The 5,571-nt window shown below is 69.4% G+C and carries 5 protein-coding genes; 3 read left to right on the plus strand and 2 right to left on the minus strand.

The window, feature by feature from the left end; translation table 11 throughout:
- Positions 1-186 precede the first annotated feature (186 nt).
- Entirely contained in the window at positions 187-1,659 is a 1,473-nt protein-coding gene (gene gatA / locus AC1DYP_RS24715) for an Asp-tRNA(Asn)/Glu-tRNA(Gln) amidotransferase subunit GatA (RefSeq protein WP_477048551.1), read from the minus strand.
- Positions 1,660-1,661: 2 nt separating this feature from the next.
- The gene (gatC, locus tag AC1DYP_RS24720) at positions 1,662-1,949 is read right to left on the minus strand and encodes an Asp-tRNA(Asn)/Glu-tRNA(Gln) amidotransferase subunit GatC (RefSeq protein WP_477036361.1); all 288 of its coding nucleotides are present in this window, start codon (positions 1,947-1,949) and stop codon (positions 1,662-1,664) included.
- Positions 1,950-2,051: 102 nt separating this feature from the next.
- On the opposite strand from gatC, the gene ruvX reads away from it, so the two are divergent.
- The 3 genes from ruvX (at position 2,052) to pyrC (ending at position 5,187) form a co-directional block, all read left to right on the plus strand.
- Positions 2,052-2,546, plus strand: coding sequence for a Holliday junction resolvase RuvX (ruvX, locus tag AC1DYP_RS24725; RefSeq protein ID WP_477036360.1), 495 nt, complete (start codon positions 2,052-2,054; stop codon positions 2,544-2,546).
- 192 nt (positions 2,547-2,738) lie between these two features.
- The gene (locus tag AC1DYP_RS24730; RefSeq protein ID WP_477048552.1) at positions 2,739-3,740 is read left to right on the plus strand and encodes an aspartate carbamoyltransferase catalytic subunit; all 1,002 of its coding nucleotides are present in this window, start codon (positions 2,739-2,741) and stop codon (positions 3,738-3,740) included.
- Between the two features lie 145 nt (positions 3,741-3,885).
- Positions 3,886-5,187, plus strand: coding sequence for a dihydroorotase (gene pyrC, locus AC1DYP_RS24735; RefSeq protein WP_477048553.1), 1,302 nt, complete (start codon positions 3,886-3,888; stop codon positions 5,185-5,187).
- Positions 5,188-5,571: the final 384 nt, after the last annotated feature.

Below are 5,571 nucleotides of genomic sequence, written 5' to 3' on the forward strand. Positions count from 1 at the left end.
GGCCCCCGCCCCGACCCCGGTGATCGCGGCTCCGGCCGCCCCGGCGCCCACCCCGGCTCCGGCTCCCGCCCCGACGGCGGCCCCGGTCACGCCGGACGCCCCGATGTAGTAAGTGGCGTAGCGTAAAAAGAAGGGCGGCTCCTCGCGGGGCCGCCCTTTTTCTTGGCTGATCAACCTAGCGGCGGATCACCACCACTTGTCGGCCTTGGCCTTGAAGCCGGCGGCCTTTTCCATGGCGCCGGCCACCGAGAACACCGTGCCCTCGTCCAGCGGCTTGCCGATGATCTGCAGACCCAGCGGCAGGCCGTTGGCGTCCAGACCGGCGGGCAGCGACAGGCCCGGCAGCCCGGCCAGGTTGGTCGTCACCGTGAACACGTCGTTCAGGTACATGGCGATCGGGTCGTTGCTGTTCTCGCCCAGACCGAACGCCGCCGACGGAGCCGTCGGGGTCAGGATGGCGTCGCACTTTTCCCAGGCGGCGTCGAAGTCCTCGGCGATGCGGCGACGCACCTTCAGGGCCTTCAGGTAGTAGGCGTCGTAATAGCCGGCCGACAGCACGTAGGTGCCGATCAGGATGCGGCGCTTGACCTCGTCGCCGAAGCCGGCGGCGCGGGTGTTCTCGTAGACCTCGGTCAGGTTCGCGCCCTCGGCCCGCAGGCCGTAGCGCATGCCGTCGTAGCGGGCCAGGTTCGAGGAGGCCTCGGCCGGGGCCACGATGTAATAGGCCGGCAGGGCGTACTTGGTGTGCGGCAGGCTGATCTCGACGATCTCGCAGCCGGCTTCCTTCAGCCAGGCGATGCCGTCGGCCCACAGCTTCTCGATCTCGGCGGGCATGTTGTCGACGCGGTATTCCTTGGGGATGCCGATCCGCAGCCCCTTGACCGACTTGCCGACGAAGGCGGCGAAGTCCGGAACCGGCACGTCCAGGCTGGTCGAGTCCTTGGGATCGTGGCCCGACATCGAGGTCAGCAGGATCGCGGCGTCCTCGACGGTCTTGGCGATCGGGCCAGCCTGGTCCAGCGAGCTGGCGAAGGCCACCGTGCCCCAGCGCGAGCAGCGGCCGTAGGTAGGCTTGATGCCCACGGTGCCCGTGAAGGCGGCCGGCTGGCGGATCGAGCCGCCGGTGTCGGTGGCGGTGGCGCCCAGGCACAGATCGGCGGCGACGGCCGCTGCGCTGCCGCCCGAGCTGCCGCCCGGCGTCAGGGCCTGGTTGGAGCCGGACTTGCGCCAGGGGTTGATCACCGGGCCGTAGGCGCTGGTCTCGTTCGACGAGCCCATGGCGAATTCGTCGAGGTTCAGCTTGCCCAGCATCACCGCCCCGTCACGCCACAGCTGGCTGGTGACGGTCGACTCGTAGTGCGGGACGAACGGTTCGAGGATCTTCGACGCCGCCGTGGTGGGCACGCCCTCGGTGCAGAACAGGTCCTTGATGCCCAGGGGCGCGCCGTCCAGGCGGCCGGCCGCGCCCAGCGCGCGCCGGGCGTCCGAAGCGGCGGCCATCGACAGGGCCTGCTCGGGGGTCTCGAACAGGAAGGCGTTCAGGCCGCGCGCGGCCTCGACGGCCTCGATGTGGGCGCGGGTCAGCTCGACCGAGGTGAAGTCCCCGGCCTCCAGCCCGTCCAGCGCGCCCTTGAGGGTGAGAGAGGTCAGCGAAGTCATCGTTATTCAACCACCTTCGGGACCACGAAGAACCCGTCCACCGACTTGGGGGCGTTGCCGGTGACGACATCGGCGTCGCCGCCCATGGTCACCACGTCGTCGCGCAGCGGCAGGCCGGCGTGCACGACGCTGGTCAGCGGCTCGACGCCGTCGGTGTCGACCTCGGCCAGCTGCTCGATCCACGTCATGATGCCGTTGAGCTCCTGGGCCAGGGGCTCCAGACGATCTTCGGGCGTGGCGATGCGGGCGAGCCGCGCGACCTTCCGCACGGTGGCGGCGTCAATGGCCATGGGGGCCTCCTGAATTCCAAGCGCGTGGGTTAGCCGTGCGAGGGGCGCTTTGACAAGCTCTTCCCTTGTTTGGGGGGTGCTTCCCCGTGGTATGAGGACCTCATGCCTGTTCTCGACATCGCCGAATTCGCCGCCGCCATTCCCGACTACCTGCCGATCGTCGGCCTGGATCCCGGCGAGAAGACCATCGGCGTGGCCGTTTCCGATGTCACCCTGACCGTGGCCAGCCCGCTGGCCCTGATCAAGAAGACCAAGTTCAGCGAGGACGCCGAGGTGCTGTTCAAGCTGATGGGCAGCCGCAAGGCGGCCGGCATCGTCATCGGCCTGCCGATGAACATGGACGGCACGGAAGGCGTGCGCTGCCAGTCCAACCGGGCCCTGGGCCGCAACCTGCTGCGCCTGCAGCCCCACATTCCGATCACCTTCTGGGACGAACGCCTGTCGACGGCCGCCGTCACCCGGGTGCTGATCGAGGAGCACGACGTCAACCGCAAGCGCCGCGCCGAGGTCGTCGACAAGATGGCCGCCGGCTGGATCCTTCAGGGCGCGCTGGAGCGGATCCGGGGGATCAACGAGGCGGCGGGCAAGGGGTTTTAGCAGTCCCTCCCCCTGTGGGGGAGGTGTCGGCGAAGCCGACGGAGGGGGGAGTATTCGGCAGATGGCTTCATCCGGATCGACCTTCCCAATACTCCCCCCACCGGTCGCTGCGCGACCGCCTCCCCCACGGGGGGAGGTTCTTGTGAGCGCCGCCCTTCCCCGCGACGCCAAAGCCCCGTATGACGCCCACTCATGACGGCCAAACCCCCGCCCCATGAGCCCGCCGACCCGATCGAGACGATCCGCAAGCGCATCTTCTCGTTCCCCCGGCGCCACTTCCTGTCGGCCGGCGACCTGAACGCCCTGCAGGCCACGGATCTGCTGGACCTGGCCGACGCCTTCGTCGACTTCAACCGCCAGACGTCCAGGTCCCTCGACATCCTCAAGGGGCGGACGCTGATGAACCTGTTCTTCGAGAACAGCACCCGCACCCAGTCCAGCTTCGAGATCGCCGGCAAGCGCCTGGGCGCCGACGTCGTCAACATGAGCCCGCGCACCTCGTCGATCACCAAGGGCGAGACCCTGATCGACACCGCCGTGACCCTGAACGCCATGCGCCCCGACCTGCTGGTGGTGCGCCACGCCTCGTCGGGCGCCGCATCGCTGCTGAGCCAGAAGGTCAGCGGCAGCGTGATCAACGCCGGCGACGGCCAGCACGAGCATCCGACCCAGGCGGTGCTGGACGCCCTGTCGATCCGCCGCGCCTTCGGCCGGGTCTCGGGCCTGACCGTGGCCATCTGCGGCGACGTGCTGCACAGCCGCGTGGCCCGCTCGAACGTCGCCCTGCTGCACACGCTTGGAGCAAGTGTACGGTTGGTTGGACCACCGACCCTGATGCCGGCCCAGGCCGAGCGCTGGGGCGTGACCGTCCACCACGACATGAAGGCCGGCATCGCCGGGGCCGACGTGGTGATGATGCTGCGCCTGCAGCTGGAGCGAATGCAGGGCGCCTTCGTGCCTTCGACCCGCGAATACTTCCGCTTCTACGGCCTGGACCGCGAAAAGCTGGCCCGCGCCGCGCCCAAGGCCAAGGTCATGCATCCGGGCCCGATGAACCGGGGCGTGGAGATCGACTCCGACGTGGCCGACGATCCCGAGATCAGCCTGATCCAGGATCAGGTCGAGATGGGCGTCGCCGCCCGCATGGCCGTGCTGGCGAGCCTGGCTCATCGGCTTGAGGAGCATGGGAAATGACCGCTTCTCGCCCATTCTATTTCATCCGTCTCCCCGGCGGAGGCCGGGGCCCAGGTGAAGCCCACGAGACGCTCCGGATGAATCTGGGTCCCGGCCTTCGCCGGGAAGACGGGGTGTTTATGAACGTCTCGCGAGATTTCCAACAATGAACGCCCCACAGCCCCTCGCCCTGATCAACGCCCGCCTGGTCGACCCCGAGAGCGGCTATGACGGCCCCGGCGGCGTGATCGTCTCCGAAGGCGTGATTTCCGACGTCGCCAAGGGCCGCGATTTCGCCAAGCTGACCAAGGACGTCCGCGTCATCGATTGCGGCGGCGCCATGCTGGCGCCGGGCCTGATCGACCTGCGGGTCAAGACCGGCGAGCCGGGGGCCGAGACCAAGGAAACCCTGGCCAGCGCCGCCAAGGCCGCGGCGGCCGGCGGGGTGACCAGCTTCGTCGTCCAGCCCGACACAGACCCGGCCGTCGACGACCCCAGCGTGGTCGACTTCATCCTGCGCCGTTCGCGCGACATCGACAGCGCCCGCATCCTCTGCGCCGGCGCGGCGACCAAGGGGCTGAAGGGCGAGCAGATGGCCGAGATCGGCCTGATGCGCGAGGCCGGCTGCGTCTACGTGACCGACGCCGACCGTCCCATCGTCGACAGCAAGGTGATGCAGCGCATCCTGACCTATGCGCGCGGCTTCGAGACCCTGCTGGCCCACCGGCCGATGGACCCGTGGCTGGCCAAGGGCGGCGCGGCCACCGGCGGCGAATTCGCCGGCCGCATGGGCCTGCCCTCGATCTCGCCGATGGCCGAGCGGATCATGCTGGAGCGCGACGTGGCCCTGCTGGAGGCCACCGGCGGCCGCCTGCTGGTCGACCAGGTCACCAGCGCCCAGGCCCTGGAGACCCTGGCCCGCGCCAAGGCCAAGGGCCTGCGAATCCACGCCAGCGTGTCGATCAACCACCTGTCGTTCAACGAACTGGACATCGGCGACTATCGCAGCTTCGCCAAGGTCACCCCGCCCCTGCGCGGCGAGGACGACCGCCAGGCGCTGATCGAGGCCCTGGCCTCTGGCCTGATCGACGTCGTCGTCAGCGCCCACGCTCCGGCCCCGGCCGAGGACAAGCGCCTGCCGTTCGACGAGGCCACGCCCGGCGCCGTGGGTCTGGAGACCCTGCTGCCGGCCCTGCTGAGCCTCTATCACGAGGAACGCCTGCCGCTGGTCGACCTGATCCGCGCCGTCACCCTGGCCCCCGCCGCCCTGATCGGCCTGCAGTCGGGCCGCATCGCCCCCGGCGCCCCGGCCGACCTGGTGCTCTGCGACCTGGACGCGCCACTGATCATCGACGCCGGCAAGCTGCTGTCGAAATCCAAGAACTCGCCGTTCGACGGGCGTCGCCTGCAGGGCCAGGTGCTGATGACGATCGTCGACGGCCGGGTGGTGCACCGGGCCGAAGGGTAAGAAGCTCCGCCCCCTCTGGGGGCGGACAGGCGGCGAAGCCGCCAGGTGGAGGCAAGTGTTCACGGCACGATCTCTCACGCTCACGCGGCGAGCCGCTGAGGGAACGGAAAGGGTCGCGGAGCGCCGGACGACGTCCGGAGTTCTTTGTGTTGTTACCGTTTCGACGAAGCCGAYCGCTCCGCGCCATCGTTATCCGCCAGCATCCGGTGGGCAGCCCTGTTGAGGCTTAGCCGGACCCGRTCCCTGTCGTTTCCGAGGGGACCAGCCGCCGAGGGCGCGGGCCAATGGGCAATACACGCGCTTTGTCCCCGTTCGACGCCGACGGCGGGCGGGGCCTGCAACGCCAGGCTCCCCGGACACGCTGAAGTAACCCCCTCCAGCCCA

The organism is Caulobacter sp. P1_D6 (assembly GCF_056406095.1).